Origin of the sequence: Halomonas sp. C22 (genome assembly GCF_007655045.1) — a bacterium.
Lineage (GTDB): Bacteria > Pseudomonadota > Gammaproteobacteria > Pseudomonadales > Halomonadaceae > Vreelandella > Vreelandella hamiltonii.
This window is the reverse complement of sequence record NZ_VBVC01000002.1, coordinates 23,688-40,606: the sequence shown is the minus strand read 5'-3', so window position 1 is coordinate 40,606 and position 16,919 is coordinate 23,688. Positions and strand designations below refer to the sequence as shown.

Below are 16,919 nucleotides of genomic sequence, written 5' to 3'. Positions count from 1 at the left end.
GAAACTCCTGATGGAATAAAAGAGTTATTTTATAACATATCAGGTTAGGTATGAAAGTCATTCTCGTCTGTGCAACGGATGACATTCACCTCTGTAGCCGCGACAATAGCCCGCCGGGCATATCGCCACCCGGGTCGTCGTTTCATGCCGTTAGTAGGGAATTCCATGCCGCCACTCAACATCCTCTATCAGGATGAGCATCTCGTTGCCGTGCATAAGCCTTCCGGGCTGCTGGTGCACCGCTCCGCCCTGGCGCGGGGAGAAACCGAATTTCTGCTCCAGCGCCTGCGCGACCAGTTGGGCAAGCGGGTATATCCCGTGCATCGGCTGGACCGCCCCACCTCTGGGGTCATGGTGCTGGGACTCTCGTCGGAAGCGGCGGCGCTGCTGGCCGAGGCGTTCAGCGAACGCCAGGTGGAGAAGCGTTACCTGGCCGTGGTGCGCGGCAAGGCACCTGAGCAGGAGCGGCTGGACTACCCGCTCAGGGAGGAGGACGGCACCCGACCCAAGGCGGAAATGCCCGCCATGCCCGCGATGACCGACATTCGCCGCCTGGACAGCGTCGAGCTACCCGTGCAGGTAGACCGCTACCCGGTGGCGCGTTACTCGCTGGTGGAGGCGCGCCCCCTGACCGGGCGACGGCACCAGATACGCCGCCACTTGTCCCGTCGCGGCTACCCGATCATCGGCGACGCCAAGCACGGCAAGAGTGTCCACAACCGTTTTTTTGCCGAACAGCTGGCAGCGCCACGCCTGCTGCTGGCAGCGACTTACCTGGCCTTCGATCATCCGCTGCTGGATAAGCGCATTCAGCTTGGCTGTGCCGTGGACGACACCATGAAGCACCTGTTCGAGCAGTTTGGCTGGCAGGGGCATTTACCCCTGGATAGCGTGCGAACGCCACCCATTGCCAAGCCTTCTGTCCTGCAAGCCCTGTGAGTCAGCCCATGTCATTGAATGAATCTACGCCCTCTTCCAGCGATTATGATTTCCGCTTTGGCGGTATTCGGCGCCTTTACGGCCAGCGTGCGGCGCAGGCATTTCGCCGTGCCCACGTGGTGGTCGTCGGGGTCGGTGGTGTGGGTAGCTGGACGGTGGAAGCCCTGGCCCGCTCAGGCATCGGCAAGCTCACGCTGATCGATCTGGACGACGTTTGCGTCTCCAACGTCAACCGCCAGCTTCACGCGCTGGATGGCACGATTGGTCAGCCCAAAGTAGACGTGTTGGCCCAGCGCTGCCGCCTGATAGCCCCCGAGACCGAGATCGTGGCGGATACCGCCTTCGTCACGCCCACCAATCTGGCCGAGCGCATTCCCGACGATGCCGACCACGTGGTGGATGCCATCGACAGCGTCATCGCCAAGGCCGCGCTGATTGCCTGGTGCAAGCGGCGCAAGATCCCGATTACCGTCACCGGTGCGGCAGGCGGGCAAACCGACCCCACGCGCATTCAAGTGGCGGATTTGACCCGCACCGAGCACGACCCGCTGCTTTCCAAAGTGCGCTCCCGGCTGCGCCGCGACTACGGCTTCTCCCGTAACCCCAAGCGGCGTTTCTCGGTGGAGTGCGTCTACTCCGACGAGCAGCTGATCTACCCCGGCGCCGACGGCGAAGTGTGCCTGCAAAAGCCCGGCAGCGGCGATGCCACACGGCTGGACTGCGCTTCCGGCTTTGGCGCGGCGACCTTTCTCACCGGCACCTTTGGCTTCGTGGCTGCCTCCAAAGTGCTGGAGCGGCTGGCCAAAAAAGCGCAGCAGCCCGCCGCCACACACACAACCGAAAAGGAAAGCGAATGACCACCCCGACCCCTGGCATTTACCGCCACTACAAAGGCAACCTTTACGAAGTAATGGGCACCGCCCAGCACAGCGAAAGCGAAGAACCGCTGGTGGTCTACCGCGCCCTCTACGGCGACTACGGCCTTTGGGTGCGCCCGCTGGCGATGTTTACCGAAAGCGTCACCAAAGAGGGCCACACCCAGCCGCGCTTTGCGTTGGAGAAGGCGTTTTAAGGACACACCACCCGGCCAGCGAGTGGTGTGCAGGTGAGGTAGGTCAAGGAAGCGCGGCGGAGCTGAGCTTCAAGTGCAGCAACTCGGCGGCGCTTTTGCCTGCTACCGCGCCCAGCACCACGGCGCTCAACAGCCCGTTGCCGGAAAGATAGCCGCTGTCGTTGGAGCCCGACACCCCGCGCGCCGCGCCGCCTGCGGCAAACAGGTTGGGCAGTGCCTGGCCCTGGGTATCGAGCACGCGGGCCTTGCGGTTCACTTCCAGGCCGCCTTGGGTATGGAACAGCGCCCCAGTGACGCGAATGGCGTAGTAGGGGGCTTTCAGCAGGTTGGCGGGTTCGAAGCGGCGGCCAAATGCATCGGCCGTTTGCTGCTCGGCATGCTGCTGCATCTGGGTGAAGGTGGCTTGCAGTGCGCCCAGGGGGAGCTTCAGGCCCGTGGCCATCTCTTCCAGGTTTGAGAAACTGCGTACCGCGCCGCTCTCCTCGGCATTACGATAATCTTCGAACGCCTGCGCAGACTCATGAATGCGCGCATCATACAGGTTCCAGGCCACTTGCTCCGGCTGCGCCAGCACCTTGGCCGCCTGTTCGGAGTAGCCGCCATGCTCATTGGAAAAGCGCTCGCCCTTGATATTGACCTGAATACCCCCTTGCATCATCAGCGCCCAGCTGATCAGCGTTTGGTGCGGCGTGGCGAGGGAGCCATGGCCCTGGCAGGCGCCCAGATCCTTGGTGCTCGCGCCCATTGCCTGGCCCCATAGCAAGGCATCGCCCTGGTTGCCTTCGTGGCCGTAATAGAGTGCGTGTTTCAGCGTGGGCAGGTAGCGCTCGACCAGCTCAGGGTTACCGCCATAGCCGTTGCAGGCCAGAATCAGCGCGTCGCAACCAATGCTTTCGCGGCTGCCGTCTGGGCGCTCCAAGGTGACGCCGCGCACGCGCTGTGAGCTGTCCACGTGCAGATCCACTACTCGGGCCTGGGTCAGGATGTCGATGCCTGCGGCTTCGGCGGCGTTGAGCAGCGCGCCCATCAACTCTTCCCCGGTGCGCCGAGGCGTGGCGTGCATGCGCAGGTGGCGGTGGCCAGGGTAGAGAAAGCCTTCCACCAGTTCGAAAGGCACACCGTGCCGGTCTGCCAGCCACTCGATGGTGGGGCCGGACTGGCTGGCCAGCAGGTCGACGATGGCCGGGTCCGCCTCGAAGCCATTCTTCTTTTGAATATCTTCTGCCATGGCCTCGGCGGAGTCGGTGACGCCCAGCTCATGCTGAAAGCGCGTATTGGCGGCAGGAATAAAGCCCGACGACATCGCCGTGCTGCCACGGGGCAGGGCATCGCGCTCTAGCACCGCAAGCTCGATACCCGCTTCCTGTGCTGCCAGGGCGGCCACTAGCCCGCAGGCACCCGCACCGATGATCAGCAGCGGCAGGTGGGCATCGAAACCACCGGGTGAATAAGGAAGTATCGCCATTACGCTTGCTCCGCAGCTTGGTGGAAGGCATCCAGAATCTCGCCCGCCGGGGCCTGCCATACGTCGGCATGCCCGCTGATGTGTGCCAGCACCTCTTCCAGGCAGGCGATGCGGTGAGGCTGGCCCACCAGCCAGGGGTGCAGGTTCAGCGCAAACAGCCGCCCACCCTGTTCGCGGGACTCTTCCAGCAGGAAGTCGAAGGCGTCCTTTACCTGCGTCGCCCATGAGTCTTCCGAGTGCAGGTTCTGGCTCATCACGAACTGATCTTCGATCTCGGTGGCCAGTGGCATCATGGTCAAGTGGCCGGTGTGGGTGGCACAGGCATAAGGCAGGTCGTCGTTCACCCAGTCGGCGCAGTACTCGAGGCCATTTTCTGCCAGCAGGTCCAGGGTGTTGAAGCTCTGGTGCTTGGCGGGGCTGAGCCAGCCGCGTACCGGTTGGCCGGTCACCCGCCGCAGGGTGTCTACGGAGCGCTTGACCAGCTCGGCCTCTTCTTCAATGGGCTGGCCGCCGTAGTGCAGGTGATCCATGTTCCAGCCGTGGGCAATGAACTCGCCGCCGTGCTCTTTCAAGCGCTGCACCAGATAGGGCGTCTGCTCGGCAAGCTGGGCGTTGATCGCAAAGGTCGGTGTGATGTCGTGCGCGGCCAGCGCTTTCAGCACACGATAGATGCCCACGCGGTTGCCGTAATCCCGCAGCGAGAAGTGGCGCAGGTCCGGGTAGGGCATGGTCATGCCGTTGGGTACCTTGAACGGTACGCCGCGCTGGTCGAGCGGGTAGAACTGCAGCGATATGTTGATCCACACCGCCAATGTCTTGCCGCCGGGCCAGGTAACGGGGGCGCGCTCGCCCAGCATCGACCATGCATAGCGGTCGTGGTCGTAGCCGTGGCGGCGCAAGGGGTAATCGAGATAGTCGTCGTTGAGCGCCATGTCGTTGGATGCCATGGGGTTAGCCCTCCCTGCGTGCGGTGGCGGCCTGGGCCTGGATGCTGTCGAGGGCGGCATCGTAATGGTGGGCCAGGTAGTAATCGGCAATCTCGCGGCCCGTGGCGACCCACACATCCGGGTGACCGGTGATGTACTCCAGCGCTTCTTCGAATGCCTTGATGCGGTGGGGGCAGCTCACCTGATAGTTGTGGGTGGGAATGCACATCACCGTGCCGGACTCTGCGCCCTCCAGGTACAGGCGGTCAAAGTGGCGCTTGAGCATAGTGGCGTACTGGCGCGGCTCGACCTTGTTCACCGCGTAGACGATGGTGTCGTTCATCTCCAGCGAGTAGGGCATCGAGATGAACCGCTTGCCGGAACGCACGCTGACCGGCGTGGGTTGGTCATCGTGGAACAGGTCGCAGGTGTAAACACCGCCTTGCTCGCCGAATAGCTCCTCGCCCACTTCGGCAAACAGGTCCAGGGTGCGCTCCGAATGGGAGAGCGCAGGCGCCAGATACCCGGCGCAGGCCTGGCCGGTGTGGCGATGGATGGTCTCCATGCTGTCGCGGATCATCGCCCGCTCCTGGGCTTCGCTCAGCCCATAGGTGTAGCGGGTGTTGTAGATGCCGTGGCTGAAGAACTCCCAGTCGCGCTCCTGGCACATCTGGATGATTTCGGGATGATGCTCGCAGAGTGCCGTGGATAGCGATACCGAGCCGCGGATGCCGTACTTGTCCAGCAGGGCCATTTGGCGTTGGTGGCCCACCCGGTTGCCATAGTCGCGAATGCTGTAGCCGGGCACCGACGGGTGGGGGTGCGGCCACGGTTTGCGGCTCGGGTTCTGCGGCGGGTCGATCTCGTAATACTCGATATTGGGGGCCACCCAGAAGGCTACCTTTGCGCCGCCGGGCCAGGTGATTTTCGGGCGCTGGTCGTAGGCCCAGTAGTCGTAAACGCCAAGTGACTCTTTCATCGTGGGCTCCTCGCCTTATGCATCGCCCTCGAGCCACGCCAGCACGTCAGCCACGGGCATGACATCGGCGTACTTGAGGTGCAGGTCGGTCAGGTTGGCGTAGTGGTAGCTCTCGTGCTTGTCGGCCACGCACTCCATGGGCACGATGGTGCGGTAGCCGCGGGACAGGCTCTCCACGGCAGTGGCGCGGATGCAGCCCGACGTGGAGCCACCGGTGATGATCACCGTGTCGACCTGGTGCCATACCAGCAGTGACTGCAGCGGCGTTTCAAAAAATGCCGAGGGCATGCGCTTGGTGTAGATTACGTCGCGGCTGCGGTCGATCTCGCAGCGCTCGTCGAACTCGGCGCGCTCGGAGCCGTACTTGATGTTTTGCAGCGAGTCGGGGGTGTCGGTACGGGTGCCCCACACGCCTGCATCTTCGGCGGAGTCCAGAAAGGCAACATGGGTCCAGACCACCGGCCAGCCCTTCTCCCGAAAGCCACGCGCCAACTGGTTCGTATACTCCAGCTGTTTGGGGTCGGTTTCGTAGGCGGTCTTGAAGAGGTCGGTGCGGGTGTAGGCCTTTTGCGGGTCCACATTGACCAGCACCGCTTTCTTGCCAAAGCCGAAGGGCACTCGCTGCGGGTTGGCCATGACCTCGTGAAAGATCTCTTTTGCCGTTTTGTCGGTGGTCTGCATCATCGTCTCCTGAATCGTTATTGGTTGGCGGCACGGGTCACTAATCGCAACGTACCGATGAACGAGCGCTAGCGATTGTCGTACTGTTCGCCCAGCTCGAGCATCGCCTGGGTGCCCAGGTAGTCGTTGAGCTGTTTGAAATCGAGCATCTGCCCGCGAAACGCATCGGTGGTGCCATCCTCTTTCAGCGTGGCAAAAAAGCGGCTGGCCATGTGGGTGATGGCCCGGACCAGGGCGCCTGGGAAAATCACCATCGAAAAGCCCAGCGCTTCCAGGGCTTTGGCATTTTTCAGCGGGGTGTCGCCGCCTTCCACCATGTTGGCCATGATGGGCACCTTGCCTTTGAACTGTGCCATGATCTTGCCGATATCTTCGTCGCTGCGAATGCCTTCGATGAACAGCATATCGACGCCCGCTTCATAGTAGGCCTGGGCGCGCTCGATGGCGCTGTCGGTGCCTTCGACACCCAGTGCGTCGGTGCGGCCGATGATCAGCGTACTGTCGCTTTCCCGAGCGTCCAATGCGGCATGCAATTTGCCGACCATTTCACCTTTGGAGACCAGCGTTTTGCCACGCAGGTGGCCGCAGCGTTTAGGATAGGTCTGGTCTTCCAGCTGAATGGCATTGGCGCCTGCGCGCTCCAGCAAACGTACGCTGCGCATGACGTTCATGGCGTTGCCGAAGCCGGTATCGCAGTCCACCACCACCGAAAGCTGCGTGCGCTCGCGAATGTGCGACATGGCGGTGCAAATTTCGGTAATGCTGAGCAGGCCAATGTCTGGGCGGCCCAGCTGGGTGTAGGCCAGGCTGGCACCCGACAGGTAGACGGTGTCGAAGCCTGCTTGCTCGGCAAGCGATGCGCCGAGGGCATCGAAGACGCCGGGGGCCACGACGATCCTGCTGTCGTTCAAGTGCTGCTTCAGTTGGGCTGGCTGGTGCGCCAGGGGAGAGGAAGCCTGATGGGAAATATTGTGTTGGCGTGTCATAGCGGTCTCGTCATGTGGGGGGCGGGTTGCGCCAGCGCCAGGTCATTCCAGACATCCTGGCGGGTAATCAGTCCATCGGTTAATTCGAAGCGGTCAATGAAGCGCACGCTGGCGCTGGTGCTGCCGTCCAACCACTCGACGGCCAGCTCGCCGTGGCACACGACGATGCTTTGGCGAGGTGTCAAACAGTGGTTCACGGCATGAAAGGTTTTACTGACGCGGCGATAACGGTGTCGGGCCCACGCCACCACGTCGTCGAGATGATGCATGGCGGGCGCTCCCGGAAACTGCATGACGACATGCTCGGCCAGACAGCGCTGGGCAAGCGGTAGATCGCGTGCTTCCATGGCGTCCAGAAACGTCAGCACCTGCTGCACGTCATGGGGGTGAACATCGAGGCATTGCGTATTCTTCACGGCGCATTACTCTTGTTGATATGGCAAATGCGGTATGCTGATACGGTGTTTTATATGTATTATATTTAATACATTTTTATGTCTATTGTTGTTCTCGCGTCAAGCCCGATGTGAATATTTTTTGAAGCATACCCTGGAGGGGCGTGAATGAGTGATGCACAGTCCTCGGCGGTGGGTGGGACTAAATCGCACCGGATATACCTGCTGCTGAAAGATGCCATTCTCAGCGGCAGGCTGCCCGCCGACAGCAAGCTGCCGGGCGAAAACAAGCTGGCCGAGCAGCACGGCGTTTCCCGCGTGACCGTTCGGCGCGCCATGGAGGCGCTGCAGTCTGCCGGGCTGGTCGATCGCAGGGCGGGGGTGGGAACCGTGGTGCTGGAGCAGCCGCTGGATGCCACGGTGATGACGGCCAGCGTCTCCAACCTGATGCCCAACATGGTCAAGATGAGCCAGGCGTCCCAGGTGCGCCTGCTGGAGTTTGCCTACATTCCGCCCCCGGAGATGATTCGCGAGCGGCTGGGCATGGCCAAGGGCGGCAAGGTGCAGCGTTCGGTGCGGGTGCGGATGGTCGATGGCAAGCCGTTTTCGCATCTGATTACCCACGTGCCGGAAGCCATCGCGCTGCACTACAACGAGATGGATCTGGCCAATACGCCGCTGTTCGTGCTGCTGGAGCGCAGCGGCGTGAAGGTGGACCACGCGTCGCAATCCATTTCGGCCACCCTGGCGAGCCATGACGTGGCCCAGGCGCTGGATGTCACCGTGGGCTCGCCGCTGATCTCCCTGACCCGCGTGGTGTTCGATGAGCAGGGGCGAGGAGTGGAGCATCTGGAGGCGCTGTATCGGCCTGATCGCTATCGTTTTCAGATCGATCTGGAGCGCAACGGCAATGGCGATGCGCGGTACTGGGAGCCCCGTGTGGGCGGCGGGCCCACCCAGGGCGAGGGGTAAGTAGGCATTTTTGCTCTGCTTTTAATGTATTAAATTTAATACAGATTTAAAATTTTAAAAAATACATTTGACCTGTGCTGGATAACTGCGCTAGTTGTATTGGGGTAACAATGACAAGCCTGGCAAGGCGCACTGAGGCCGCGAGTGACGACAATGAGTTCCCCCAAGACCCTATTCGACAAGGTATGGCAAACCCACGAAGTGCATCGCAGCGAAAGCGGCCAAAGCCTGCTGTGGGTAGATCGTCACTTTGTCCATGAAGGGTCGTTCCACGCCTTCAACAAGTTGAGCGAAAGGCAGCTACCCGTCGCCCGACCAGACCTGACCTTTGGTATTGCCGACCACTATGTGCCCACCCAGGCACGCGACCTTGCCGACGTGGCAGACGCCAAGGTGCGCTCGATGATCGAGCAGCTCAGCCATAACACGCGACAGCACGGGGTGACGCTGTTTGGCCTGGAGGACCCTCGCCAGGGGATCGTGCATGTATTGGGCCCCGAGCAGGGGCTTACTCAGCCCGGTATGGTGATGGTGTGCGGCGACAGCCATACCGCCACCCACGGGGCGTTCGGCAGTATTGCTTTCGGGATTGGCGCGTCAGAAGTGGCCCATGTGCTGGCCACCCAAACCCTGTGGCAGAGCAAGCCCAAAGTGATGCGTATTACGGTGGATGGCCAACTGGCGGCAGGTATCACTGCCAAGGATATCGCCCTGACCTGGATTGCCAAGCTGGGGGCCGACGGTGCTCGCGGCTATGCCCTCGAGTATGCGGGCGAGGCGATTCGGGCGCTCTCCATGGAAGCGCGGCTGACGCTATGCAACCTCTCCATCGAAGGGGGCGGGCGCTGCGGCATGATCGCCCCGGATCAAACGACGTTCGACTACTTGCGTGGACGCCCCTGGTGCCCGAAGGGTGAGGCTTTCGAGCAGGCCTGTGCGCACTGGGCGACGCTATGCAGCGACCCTGATGCGGCGTTCGATCTGGAAGTGGTGCTGAATGCCGACGAAATTGCCCCCACGGTGACCTGGGGCGTCTCGCCTGAAGAAGCGTTGCCCATTGATCAGCACGTGCCCGATCCTGCGCAATTGGATGACCCCGCCAAAGCGCGCCAGGCCCGGGAGAGCCTGGCCTACATGGGATTGACGGCAGGGCAAAAGCTTACTGATATCACCATCGACCGCGTCTTCATCGGTTCCTGCACCAATGCCCGGATCGAAGACTTGCGTGCCGCCGCCGCCGTGCTGGCAGGCCATGAAAGCCGCGTGCCGGGCATGGTGTCTCCGGGCTCGACCCTGGTAAAAGCCCAGGCCGAAGCCGAGGGGCTTGACCGTGTTTTCAAGGCCGCAGGACTGGAGTGGCGCCACTCCGGCTGTTCCATGTGTGTGGGCATGAACGGGGACCTGGTGGCCAGCGGCGAGCGCTGTGCATCCACCACCAACCGTAACTTCAAAGGGCGCCAAGGCCCGGGAGCGCGTACCCATTTGATGTCGCCCGCCATGGTGGCCGCCGCGGCCATCAACGGGCGGCTGACCGACGTGCGCCAGCTCGCTTCCTCCTCACCCCGCGCCTCGGGAGAGCCGTCATGAAACCCATCACCATCCTGGACACTCTGGGGGTGGCGTTACCCGCCGCGAACGTCGATACCGACCAGCTGATTCCTGCCCGCTTCATGAAGGAGCCACGCAGCGTGGGGTACGGGCAGTTTCTGCTGCATGACGTGCGCCATGACGAACAGGGCCAGCGGGTGCCGAACGTCATGCTCAATCATCCCATGGCGAGCCAGGCGGAAGTCATGGTCAGTAGACGCAACTTTGGCGCTGGCTCTTCCCGCGAGGCGGCAGTCTATGCGCTGGTGGACGATGGCTTCCGCTGCATCGTGGCGCCGAGCTTTGGCGATATCTTCGCCTCCAACGCCGTCAACAATGGCTTGCTGCCCGCCGTGGTGACGGAGGAGGCCGCAGAACAGCTGCTGCAGGCGCTGTCCGAGGCCCCTGCGCCTATCGTGGTGGACCTGGAAGCGCAGCATATTCGCGTCGGCGAGCTGTGCGTATCCTTTAGCGTCTCGGCCGTGTGGCGCACCAAGCTGCTGAACGGTTGGGACGATATCGATATGACCCGGCAGCATCTTGAAGAGATCGATACTTTCGCCGCGCACTACGAACAGCAGTTTCCATGGGTGGCGCCCGTGCCGCCCAGTGCCGCGATCATCAGCAAAGGATAAAGCGGCCCGGGCCAAGCGGCCGTCAGAGCAGCCACCCCGCGCCGAACATGATGGACCGATAACAACACGACGCACGCTTGCAACAATGGTTTTAGGCAGTAGATCAACACAATAACCGCTACAAAAGATCACCTTGTGCAGGAGACACACATGAAAAAAGTAACCCTTACGTTGGGCATGCTCACGGCGTTGGCGTCTACCCATGCCTTGGCGGTGGATCAAATCACCGCCGTCCATGCTTTTCCTCCTTCGCTGATCTACACCCAGAGCTTTCTGGAGTTCGTCGACAAGGTCAACGAGCGCGGTGAGGGCGTGGTGCAGATCAACGTGCGCGGCGGCCCTGAGGTCATCGGTCTTTCCGAGCAACCCGACGCGGTGCGCAACGGCGTGGTGGACATGGCCTACACCGCCGCCAGCTTCTATGCAGGCACGGTGCCTGAGCGTGATGCCATGGTGGCGTCCAATACCAACGCTATCTTTGCCCGTGAAAATGGCGGTATCGATCTGCTCAACGAGATCCATCAAGCGAAGATGGGCACCTATTATCTGGGCTGGTTCGATAGTGGCGTGAGCTACAACCTCTACACCATCAACGAGCCTACCATCGATGCAGAGGGCAACCTCAGTGTCTCGGGGCTGCGCCTGCGCAGCAACCCTGTCTATGATGCGTTCTTCCAGGGCTATCTGGGCGCCCAGCCCATCAGCTTGCCGACCACCGATGTTTACGCGGCCCTCGAGCGTAGCGTGGTCAATGCCACCGGCTGGACGCAAATCGGCCTGAAAGACCTCAACTGGGATCGCTTCCTCAACTACCGGGTAGATCCCGCGTTCTTTTCCACGGACATGGGCGTGATCGTCAACCTCGACAAGTGGAATCAGCTCAGCCCCGAGGCCCAGGAAATCCTTCAGGAAGTGGCCATCGAGCACGAGCGTGACAGCGCCGAGAAGCTGGCAGCCCTTTCCGAAGAGCAGCAGGCTGCTCTGGAGGCCGATGGCATGCAGGTGATCACCCTGGAGGGTGAGGCCGGCGAGCGTTATGCCGAAGCCGCCCGTGAAGCCACTTGGGAACGTATGCGTCGCCAAATGGAGCGCCACCCCATGGGGCTGGAGCACTACGACGCGCTGCTTGAGAAGTTCAACGACTTATAAGTAAGCGACCCCGGTGGGCGCTGCCCTGCTTGGGCAGCGCCCACCGGTTTCCAGGCGACTTCCAGGACTTCCTATGCGTTACGCACAACGTGGCTATTTGCTGCTGCTCAACGGCATGGCGCTACTGGCAGCCATCATGCTGGTATGGCTGATGGTGGCCGTGGTGCTCTCGGTCGTGATTCGTAATTTGGGTCTGCAACCTTCGGCGTGGTTCTTTCTCTCCACCGAGTACGCCATGTTCTATCTCACCCTGCTGGGCGCGCCCTGGCTGGTGCGACAGAAAGGGCATGTGCACATCGAGCTGTTGACCTCCCTGCTGCCGCTGCCCGCGCTGAATATTCTCAGCCGGGGTGTCTCGCTGCTGTGTGTGGTGGTGTGTGCCGTGCTGGCGTGGAAAGGGCTGGATCTGGTGATGCTGAATATCGAACGCAGCGACTATGACGTACGCGCGTTCTTCGTTCCCAAATGGCTATTGACCATCGTATTTCCCATCAGCTTTACGCTGATGGCCATCGAGTTTGCTCGCTTTGTGGTGGGCCATGAACTCCTTCACAGCGGCGAAGCGGGGATTAAAGAATAATGGAATGGTACTTTGCGCTCGCTTTTCTACTGTCGCTGATCCTCATCTTCATGGCGATCGGTACGCCGATTGCACTGGCCTTCCTGGCAGCCAACGTGATTGGGGCCTGGCACTTCATGGGCGGGCAGGCAGGCATCATGCAGATGCTGAACAATGGCTTTGGCGCGCTTTCAAGCTTCAACCTGGTGCCCATCCCGCTGTTTCTGCTGATGGGTGAACTCTTCTTTCGCACCGGGCTGGGCATGAAAATGTTCAACGCGGTCGATCAGCTGCTGGGCAAGGTGCCGGGGCGCTTGTCCTACGTCACCGTGGTAGGTGGCACGGCTTTCTCCACGTTAAGCGGCTCTTCCATGGGCTCTACGGCATTGATGGGGTCGTTGCTGGTGCCCGAGATGGAACGCCGAGGCTACAAGAAGAAGATGGCCATTGGCCCCATTCTTGGAACCGGCGGTCTGGCGATCATCATTCCTCCGTCAGCACTGGCGGTGCTGCTGGCGACGCTGGCAAAAGTGGATATTGGCGCACTGCTGATTGCCGGTATTCTGCCTGGCCTGACGTTGGCGGGTTTTTATATCGTGACCATCTTCATCCAGACCCGGCTGGATCCGCAGGCAGCGCCTGCCTATGAGCTGGAGCCCGTGCCGTTGAGGGCCAAGCTCAAGCTGATCGTGACCGATATCCTGCCCATGCTGAGCGTCATGATTATCATCGTGGGCATGATGTTGATGGGCTTTGCCACGCCCTCCGAGGCGGCTGCCTTCGGGGCCCTGGGCGTCATCATTCTGGCGTTCATTTTCCGCTGCATGACCTGGGAGTCTTTCAAACTCTCGGTCACGGGGGCGCTGAAAGTGACGCTGATGGCTTATCTGATCGTGTTCGGCTCTGCCACGTTCAGCCAGCTGCTGGGCTTTTCCGGAGCGTCAGGCGGCTTGATTGGCTGGGCCACCAGCTTTGATCTGTCGCCGCTCTTCATGCTGCTGGCCATGTTTGCCGTACTGCTGGTGCTGGGTACCTTCATGGAGCAGATTTCCATCATGATGCTGACCGTGCCGATTTTCTTCCCGTTGGCGCAGGCGCTGGGATTCGACCTGATATGGTTTGGTATCGTGGTGCTGCTGGCGCTGGAGATCAGCTTCTCGACACCGCCGCTTGGGCTGTTGCTGTTCGTGATGAAAGGCGTGGCGCCAGCGGGGACGACCATGCGTGAAATCTACTCGGCGGCAATCCCTTATATTCTCTGTTCGATGCTGCTGGTTGCCGTGCTGATCGTGTTTCCGGGGCTGGCGACCTGGCTACCCAGCATGTTGCAGTGAACGATATTAGGGGGGCGTAGGAACATCGCAAAAGAGAGGCAGCTGCCTCTCTTTTGCTTTGGATGACGTTGGGTGGGCGGCGTGTGCTTATTCCCAGGCAGGGAAGGGGTCCGGGAGCTGCTTCCACGCTTCCATGCCTTCCAGCAACTCTGCTTCGCTCAGCAGGCACTCATCCAGCGCAGCACGCATGCGGGATTGATCCATGTTCTGGCCAATGAACACCAGCTCCTGGCGCATGTCGCCAAACGGCTCTTGCCATTTCTCCAGGATGAACTGGCGGTATTCCGGGTCTTCCGGCCAGTTGGCTTCCGGGATGGCTTTCCAGAACACCCCGGCGGGGCCGTGATGGGCAATGCCGCCTGCCTGGCTCCACTGGCCCGCGTAGCGGGGGCGAGTGGCCAGCCAGAAAAAGCCTTTGGAGCGCAGCAGGCCCTTGCCGAACCACTCGGCATTCAGCAGGTCGTGAAATTTTTGCGGGTGGAAGGGGCGGCGGGCGTGGTAGGCGAAGCTGCCAATGCCGTACTCTTCGGTTTCCGGCACGTGCTCTCCGCGCATCTCCTTGAGCCAGCCGGGCGCCTGCTGGGCGCGCTCGAAATCGAACTTGCCGGTATCCAGCACCTTGTCCAGCGGGACACCGCCCTGGGTGATGGGCACCAGCTCGGCCTCCGGGTTGAGCGAGCGCAGGATCGCTTTCAATGACGCCAGTTCGGTCTCACTGATCAAGTCCGTCTTGCTGATCAGCAGCACATCGCAAAACTCGATCTGGTCCACCAGCAGGTCGGCGACGTTGCGCTCATCGTCCTCGCCCAAGCTTTCTCCCGCCTCGGCCAGGCTCTGCGCCTCCTGGTACTGAGCCAGGAAGTTGGCGCCATCGACCACGGTGACCAGCGTGTCCAGTCTTGCGACCTGGGAAAGGCTCTGGCCGCTTTCGTCTTCGAAGGTAAAGGTTTCTGCCACGGGCAGCGGCTCGGAGATGCCGGTGGACTCGATGACCAGGTAATCGAACTTGCCCTCGCGAGCCAGTTGGCTCACCTCTACCAGCAGATCTTCGCGTAGCGTGCAGCAGATGCAGCCGTTGCTCATTTCGACCAGCCGCTCTTCCGAACGATTCAGCGCGACATCACTGTCCAGGGTCGGCTCGCCGGGGCCGCCGCGTACCAGTGCGCCATCGATATTGACCTCGCTCATGTCGTTGACGATCACCGCCACGCGACGTCCCTCGCGATTGGCGAGAATATGATTGAGCACGGTGGTTTTACCCGCGCCCAGAAAGCCGGAAAGCACGGTCACGGGTAAAGGAGCGAACGCAGACATTGCCAGTACCTCTAAACGGGTTTATGTTATGTAATAATATAACAGTTGATCGCTGATGGAAACGGTACCTTGAATACTGGCTGATCAGGACGTGAGCTTACCGCTTGTATTGGGTTGGGCAGTAACCGCGCAGAACCTCTGGGGAGCGCAGTGCAGCATGCTTGGTGGTTCTACCCGATACCCGTTGGCGCCATAGGCGAAAAGAGGTCGGTTTGAGCTGGTAACGCATGATGGCGATCACCTCAGGCTCGCCTAGCCCGAACAGTGATGCAATGGCCTCGAAAGGAGTACGATCCTCCCAAGCCATCTCGATGATGCGAGACTGCTCGTCGAGCGGCAAACGATGAAAGCGTTTTACAGCAGCATGGGGCATGGCGGGGTCAATGGCGCAAAGAGTGGTACGTTCATTGTACGCTATGAATAGCTTGTATTGGTACTGTCTGGTTTGTCTTTGGCTGCCAGCAGGGCTCGAAAAAGCCCGTTCATCAGCACTGGCCGATCATGACGAATCCGAAAACCTGCCTGCGTCAGCAGTGGGGTTGCTTGGCGAGTGATGTCGGTAGCGATAAAAGAGGTCAGCAGATTCAACGCCCGTCGCCCCCTTCCCGCTGCGTGGGTGTCAGGCTGAAACTTGTCCAGGACGCACAGCTGCCCGCCGGGCTTCAAGACGCGAAACGCTTCTGCCAGCCCTTTTTCGGGTTGGGGCATGACCGCCAGGATCAGATGCATGACCACCACATCGAAATGCCCATCGGCATAATCCAGTGCCGCAGCATCCATGATCTTGCACAGCACGTCTCGCTGGTGGCGGTTGGCCCGGGCATCGGCGCGCTTCAACATGGCGGGCGTCACATCGGTCAAGTGCACTTCCAGCTCACGGGGGAGAAAGTGAAGGTCCAGCCCCGTACCGGCTCCTACCACCAATACGCGCATGCCCGGTTCCCAATCCACGTGGCTTAGCGCCACCTGGCGCGGTTTACGCAGTGCTCGTGAGATCAGAACGTCATAAACAGGTGCATACAGGCTATAGCGCAGACGATTCCAGGCGGTGGTATTCAGCATGAGCGTTACCTTGTGATGCGCATTGGGCAGTCGGGCGTGTTGGCGCGGAAGGCATGAACATCTATAGCATGAATATCGAAAGGCTACCAAGCAGTACGATTTATTCTTGGATACACTTTGAATCCATTTTGTTACTTATGGATACATTTTGTGGTGGTTTGACGTGGTGCGGAGGGGCAGATTACTCACCCAAAGAGGCCTGTTGCTGTAAGCGGTGGGCAAGACTTTCGGTAATGTCCAGTATCAGTTGTCGATCTTGTTGCTTTAATGGCGCTAATAAGAGTTTGATTCTTTGCGTCTGGTCATCGATATGTACACTGGCTTCTCCGAGTAATTCCGCGGCCTCACAATTGAAAATCTCGGCTAATTCAAGTAAGCGCACAATATTGGGTATGACGCGCCCTCTCTCAATACGTGATACCGCTTCGTTGCCTACCCCCAACCGCTCGGCAACCTCTTCTTGAGTGAGTTGGCAGCGTATTCGCTGCTTGGCAATGGCTCGTCCGATATTTCCAGCTAGCCGTTTCTGTTCAATTTTGTTCACACTTTCCTCCATATAGCCCTGAATGGTTGGGGAACGGCCTATTGACATGAAGGACTGTTTAGGTTGAATATCATCCTGATGGGTTGAGTGATGATGAGGTCCCAAGCTTTTTTTTCACGCCAGCGCGCACGCGCAGCGTTAAACCGATTAACTTTTTTTAAATTAGTCATTTGATTAAATGTTGATGCTGGTGGGGAGAAAGTGAAGTGAGTTTCATTAGGTTTTGAAACCCAGTCATGAATCGTTTTTAAGATGACGAAAAAAGAGTCTTGTTGAGTGCGTTAAAACAGCAAGATAGTGAATGCAGGTGAGCAGTACAG

19 protein-coding genes are annotated in these 16,919 nt (G+C 60.3%); 9 read left to right on the top strand and 10 right to left on the bottom strand.

The features are described 5' to 3' along the window. Positions 1–165 precede the first annotated feature (165 nt). From FEU76_RS03435 to FEU76_RS03425, 3 genes are read left to right on the top strand one after another with little or no spacing between them, the layout of a single operon-like run. On the top strand, positions 166–939 hold the full coding sequence (locus tag FEU76_RS03435) for a pseudouridine synthase (protein ID WP_016914986.1): 774 nt from the start codon (positions 166–168) through the stop codon (positions 937–939). 8 nt (positions 940–947) lie between these two features. Then, entirely contained in the window at positions 948–1,796 is an 849-nt protein-coding gene (gene tcdA / locus FEU76_RS03430; RefSeq protein WP_144980384.1) for a tRNA cyclic N6-threonylcarbamoyladenosine(37) synthase TcdA, read from the top strand. Then, complete coding sequence (locus FEU76_RS03425; protein WP_039180446.1) at positions 1,793–2,011, top strand: DUF1653 domain-containing protein; 219 nt, start codon at positions 1,793–1,795, stop codon at positions 2,009–2,011. Before tcdA ends, FEU76_RS03425 begins: the two co-directional genes overlap by 4 nt. Before the next feature lie 43 nt (positions 2,012–2,054). Here the strand turns inward: FEU76_RS03425 and FEU76_RS03420 are convergent, their stop codons facing one another. The 6 genes from FEU76_RS03420 to FEU76_RS03395 form a co-directional block, all read right to left on the bottom strand. Beyond that, positions 2,055–3,476, bottom strand: coding sequence for an FAD-dependent oxidoreductase (locus FEU76_RS03420; protein ID WP_144980381.1), 1,422 nt, complete (start codon positions 3,474–3,476; stop codon positions 2,055–2,057). After that, positions 3,476–4,423: a polysaccharide deacetylase family protein gene (locus tag FEU76_RS03415; RefSeq protein ID WP_227407039.1), complete on the bottom strand. Its 948-nt coding sequence runs from the start codon at positions 4,421–4,423 to the stop codon at positions 3,476–3,478. The genes FEU76_RS03420 and FEU76_RS03415 overlap by 1 nt, the downstream gene beginning before the upstream one ends. A gap of 4 nt (positions 4,424–4,427) precedes the next feature. Continuing rightward, the gene (locus tag FEU76_RS03410) at positions 4,428–5,381 is read right to left on the bottom strand and encodes a polysaccharide deacetylase family protein (protein WP_039180439.1); all 954 of its coding nucleotides are present in this window, start codon (positions 5,379–5,381) and stop codon (positions 4,428–4,430) included. A 15-nt stretch (positions 5,382–5,396) separates the two neighbouring features. Beyond that, a complete protein-coding gene (locus FEU76_RS03405; RefSeq protein WP_039180438.1) occupies positions 5,397–6,062 on the bottom strand; it encodes an isochorismatase family protein in 666 nt (221 codons plus the stop codon). A gap of 68 nt (positions 6,063–6,130) precedes the next feature. Next, a complete protein-coding gene (locus FEU76_RS03400; protein WP_144980378.1) occupies positions 6,131–7,048 on the bottom strand; it encodes an isocitrate lyase/PEP mutase family protein in 918 nt (305 codons plus the stop codon). After that, entirely contained in the window at positions 7,045–7,464 is a 420-nt protein-coding gene (locus FEU76_RS03395) for a nuclear transport factor 2 family protein (RefSeq protein ID WP_016914976.1), read from the bottom strand. The genes FEU76_RS03400 and FEU76_RS03395 overlap by 4 nt, the downstream gene beginning before the upstream one ends. 147 nt (positions 7,465–7,611) lie before the next feature. Between FEU76_RS03395 and FEU76_RS03390 the strand changes: the two genes are divergently transcribed. The 6 genes from FEU76_RS03390 to FEU76_RS03365 all read left to right on the top strand — a co-directional run bounded on the left by FEU76_RS03390 (position 7,612) and on the right by FEU76_RS03365 (position 13,679). Beyond that, positions 7,612–8,415, top strand: a complete 804-nt coding sequence (locus tag FEU76_RS03390; RefSeq protein ID WP_039180436.1) for a GntR family transcriptional regulator — start codon at positions 7,612–7,614, stop codon at positions 8,413–8,415. 153 nt (positions 8,416–8,568) lie between these two features. Further along, positions 8,569–10,002 (top strand): 3-isopropylmalate dehydratase large subunit, encoded by a 1,434-nt coding sequence (leuC, locus tag FEU76_RS03385; protein WP_144980375.1) that lies wholly within the window; start codon positions 8,569–8,571, stop codon positions 10,000–10,002. Beyond that, positions 9,999–10,637, top strand: a complete 639-nt coding sequence (gene leuD, locus FEU76_RS03380) for a 3-isopropylmalate dehydratase small subunit (protein WP_144980372.1) — start codon at positions 9,999–10,001, stop codon at positions 10,635–10,637. Before leuC ends, leuD begins: the two co-directional genes overlap by 4 nt. 150 nt (positions 10,638–10,787) lie before the next feature. Then, complete coding sequence (gene dctP, locus FEU76_RS03375; RefSeq protein ID WP_144980369.1) at positions 10,788–11,786, top strand: TRAP transporter substrate-binding protein DctP; 999 nt, start codon at positions 10,788–10,790, stop codon at positions 11,784–11,786. 73 nt (positions 11,787–11,859) lie between these two features. After that, positions 11,860–12,366, top strand: a complete 507-nt coding sequence (locus FEU76_RS03370) for a TRAP transporter small permease (RefSeq protein ID WP_096922125.1) — start codon at positions 11,860–11,862, stop codon at positions 12,364–12,366. Next, positions 12,366–13,679, top strand: coding sequence for a TRAP transporter large permease (locus FEU76_RS03365; protein ID WP_039180426.1), 1,314 nt, complete (start codon positions 12,366–12,368; stop codon positions 13,677–13,679). The genes FEU76_RS03370 and FEU76_RS03365 overlap by 1 nt, the downstream gene beginning before the upstream one ends. A gap of 87 nt (positions 13,680–13,766) precedes the next feature. Here the strand turns inward: FEU76_RS03365 and zigA are convergent, their stop codons facing one another. From zigA to FEU76_RS03345, 4 genes are all read right to left on the bottom strand, one after another. After that, positions 13,767–14,993, bottom strand: coding sequence for a zinc metallochaperone GTPase ZigA (zigA, locus tag FEU76_RS03360; RefSeq protein WP_039180423.1), 1,227 nt, complete (start codon positions 14,991–14,993; stop codon positions 13,767–13,769). 97 nt (positions 14,994–15,090) lie between these two features. Beyond that, positions 15,091–15,366 carry a TIGR03643 family protein gene (locus FEU76_RS03355; protein WP_039180420.1) on the bottom strand — a complete coding sequence of 92 codons (276 nt, stop codon included), beginning with the start codon at positions 15,364–15,366 and terminating at the stop codon, positions 15,091–15,093. A 41-nt stretch (positions 15,367–15,407) separates the two neighbouring features. Next, a complete protein-coding gene (locus FEU76_RS03350) occupies positions 15,408–16,055 on the bottom strand; it encodes a class I SAM-dependent methyltransferase (protein ID WP_144980366.1) in 648 nt (215 codons plus the stop codon). Between the two features lie 181 nt (positions 16,056–16,236). After that, positions 16,237–16,599: a helix-turn-helix domain-containing protein gene (locus tag FEU76_RS03345; protein ID WP_026001833.1), complete on the bottom strand. Its 363-nt coding sequence runs from the start codon at positions 16,597–16,599 to the stop codon at positions 16,237–16,239. Positions 16,600–16,919: the final 320 nt, after the last annotated feature.

Bases quoted from the DNA above. Each gene is read 5' to 3' on its own strand.
- FEU76_RS03410 (WP_039180439.1), bottom strand. From the start codon at position 5,381: ATGAAAGAGTCACTTGGCGTTTACGACTACTGGGCCTACGACCAGCGC.
- tcdA (WP_144980384.1), top strand. From the start codon at position 948: ATGTCATTGAATGAATCTACGCCCTCTTCCAGCGATTATGATTTCCGC.
- FEU76_RS03420 (WP_144980381.1), bottom strand. From the start codon at position 3,476: ATGGCGATACTTCCTTATTCACCCGGTGGTTTCGATGCCCACCTGCCG.
- FEU76_RS03370 (WP_096922125.1), top strand. From the start codon at position 11,860: ATGCGTTACGCACAACGTGGCTATTTGCTGCTGCTCAACGGCATGGCG.
- FEU76_RS03350 (WP_144980366.1), bottom strand. From the start codon at position 16,055: ATGCTGAATACCACCGCCTGGAATCGTCTGCGCTATAGCCTGTATGCA.
- FEU76_RS03415 (WP_227407039.1), bottom strand. From the start codon at position 4,423: ATGGCATCCAACGACATGGCGCTCAACGACGACTATCTCGATTACCCC.
- FEU76_RS03435 (WP_016914986.1), top strand. From the start codon at position 166: ATGCCGCCACTCAACATCCTCTATCAGGATGAGCATCTCGTTGCCGTG.
- FEU76_RS03365 (WP_039180426.1), top strand. From the start codon at position 12,366: ATGGAATGGTACTTTGCGCTCGCTTTTCTACTGTCGCTGATCCTCATC.
- zigA (WP_039180423.1), bottom strand. From the start codon at position 14,993: ATGTCTGCGTTCGCTCCTTTACCCGTGACCGTGCTTTCCGGCTTTCTG.
- dctP (WP_144980369.1), top strand. From the start codon at position 10,788: ATGAAAAAAGTAACCCTTACGTTGGGCATGCTCACGGCGTTGGCGTCT.
- leuD (WP_144980372.1), top strand. From the start codon at position 9,999: ATGAAACCCATCACCATCCTGGACACTCTGGGGGTGGCGTTACCCGCC.
- FEU76_RS03405 (WP_039180438.1), bottom strand. From the start codon at position 6,062: ATGCAGACCACCGACAAAACGGCAAAAGAGATCTTTCACGAGGTCATG.
- FEU76_RS03355 (WP_039180420.1), bottom strand. From the start codon at position 15,366: ATGCCCCATGCTGCTGTAAAACGCTTTCATCGTTTGCCGCTCGACGAG.
- FEU76_RS03425 (WP_039180446.1), top strand. From the start codon at position 1,793: ATGACCACCCCGACCCCTGGCATTTACCGCCACTACAAAGGCAACCTT.
- leuC (WP_144980375.1), top strand. From the start codon at position 8,569: ATGAGTTCCCCCAAGACCCTATTCGACAAGGTATGGCAAACCCACGAA.
- FEU76_RS03390 (WP_039180436.1), top strand. From the start codon at position 7,612: ATGAGTGATGCACAGTCCTCGGCGGTGGGTGGGACTAAATCGCACCGG.
- FEU76_RS03400 (WP_144980378.1), bottom strand. From the start codon at position 7,048: ATGACACGCCAACACAATATTTCCCATCAGGCTTCCTCTCCCCTGGCG.